The sequence below is a fragment of the Streptomyces sp. NPDC089915 genome, assembly GCF_040684675.1.
Classification (GTDB): domain Bacteria; phylum Actinomycetota; class Actinomycetes; order Streptomycetales; family Streptomycetaceae; genus Streptomyces.
In genome coordinates, this window is the sequence record NZ_JBFBGN010000336.1 from 1 (window position 1) to 1,835 (window position 1,835).

General features: G+C 73.0%; 2 protein-coding genes. One reads left to right on the top strand and one right to left on the bottom strand.

The annotated features are described in order from the left end of the window. Nucleotides 1–339 precede the first annotated feature (339 nt). Entirely contained in the window at nt 340–810 is a 471-nt protein-coding gene (locus AB0O29_RS35540) for a hypothetical protein (protein ID WP_365160471.1), read from the top strand. Between the two features lie 245 nt (nt 811–1,055). Here AB0O29_RS35540 and AB0O29_RS35545 read toward each other — a convergent pair. After that, nucleotides 1,056–1,835 (bottom strand): MFS transporter (locus tag AB0O29_RS35545; RefSeq protein ID WP_365160474.1); only part of this gene is annotated, 780 nt, incomplete at its 5' end.

Sequence of the window (1,835 nt, forward strand, 5' to 3'; positions counted from 1 at the left end):
CGCCCACCCTCGCGCAACCCCGCCCCGAAGTCCATCGCCCCAGTCTGCCCGAGACGCCCTCGCCCGGCGACCGCCCCTTCGACCTTCTGAAGCGCAGTGGCCGGACAGGTAACGGCGCCTCCGGGCCTGCGCCACGGCGAGCAGTTCGTCTTCCTCCAGACCTACCCCTGCCGCATCGCCGCCCCATCTCGTACTCGATGTCGTCGGCGACTGCGGTGAACACGGAGCCAGCGAGGTTGTGGGTACCGGTCTCTGGGACGCGGACCGTGGAAGGGCTGGAAAGCGGCGTGTTGGCCGAGCTGCTTATGGGGAGGTACGCACGGTCTAAACAGGCGTTCGATGACGCGCGTCACCGGGCTCCGCGAGGAGAATCGCGAGCTGCGCCGCCGCCAGGACACGATGCTCGCCGACGTGCAGGAGAGCCGGGCGGAAGTGCGGGAGGAAATACAGCAGCTGCGTGAACTCGCCGATCTCCTGCGCGGATTCATTCCGGCCACGGCGTCGGCTGCCGTCCCGCAGCTGCCGACGCCCGAGGCCAGGGCAGACGCAGGGACGGGCCAGGACGGCATCGCCGAAACCGGCGAGGAGGGCCGTATCCGGGCCTCCCTTTCGGGTCGTTCGCTCATCGCTGTTCTGATCGAGCTCTGGAACACACGGACCACCGCGACTGTCCTGGAAGCCGACTGGGCGCTGGCTGCCACTGCCTACAACCGGATCGCGGCCGAACTGGCCGGCGCCACCGTCGCCGGGGAAACCATTCGCATCACCCTGGACGACGGCCTCGGCCACACCGGCATCGACGAGGGCTGAGAACGCCCGCAGGGAGGTCCGCGCCGCGCCGCGGACCTCCCAAAAGCCCCAAGCGCTCCGACGCGGCGGGGTCCGGCGCAGCGGGCGTCAGGCGGTGTGCAACGTGGCGTAGAGGTCCGGTCCCCCGTCGCACCGTTGTTTCTTCCGGGTCGGCCCGTGCCGCGCGGGCGCGGCTGCCGGCCACCCCGCACGCCTGCGGGGATCCGGATCTGCCGGCGAACGCTGCGGGGAGGACCGGCTTGCTGTTACGGCCGGGCTTCGTGCGGCGTCTCCACGCGCCGGAGGGCAGCGGGGTCCGCGTGGTCGTGCGGGCCCCCGGCGCCGAGGGGGTCGGCGCCGGGACGCGGGCGGTGCGAGGCGCGCCGGAGTCCCGGCAGGGTGAAGGCCGCGGCCACCAGTACCGCCGCGAAGGGGACGAGCAGCGCGGCCCGGTAGCCCTCCAGGGGGTCGGCGTGGCCCGCCGCCACCCCCGTCACGCCGGCCAGCCCGAGCGCGGCGCCGAACTGGAAGGCCGTGTAGAGCAGTCCGCCCGCCAGCCCCTGTTCCGACTCCGGGACCCCCTCGGTCGCGGTGATCGTCAGCGGCCCGTAGACCAGCGCGAACGCCAGCCCCAGCAGGCCGAGGCCGGGCAGCATCAGTGCGTAGCCCCAGTCGGCGCCCAGCGGCAGGAACGATCCGTAGGCCACCGCCGCGACCAGCAGTCCGGCGAAGACCAGCCGGGCGTTCCCGTAGCGTGCCACGAGCTTGGGGACCACGGTCGGCGACAGCACGGCGTCGATGCCGATCACGAGCATCGCGAGGCTCGTCTGCAGGGTGGCCCAGCCGCGCACTTCCTGGAGGTAGAGCACCACCAGGAACTGGAAGCCGAAGAACGCGGCCGAGAAGAGCAGGGCCGCCGCGTTGGCCCGCAGCAGCCCCGGGGAGCGCAGTACGCCGAGCCGGACCAGCGGTTCGGCCGTGCGCCGCTCGACCAGGGCGAAGGCGCCGAGCAGCGCCAGCCCCGCCACCGCCGGCAGCGGCGAGAC

Excerpts from the sequence above, each read along its gene's own strand:
- AB0O29_RS35540 (WP_365160471.1), top strand. The coding sequence starts at position 340 with ATGACGCGCGTCACCGGGCTCCGCGAGGAGAATCGCGAGCTGCGCCGC.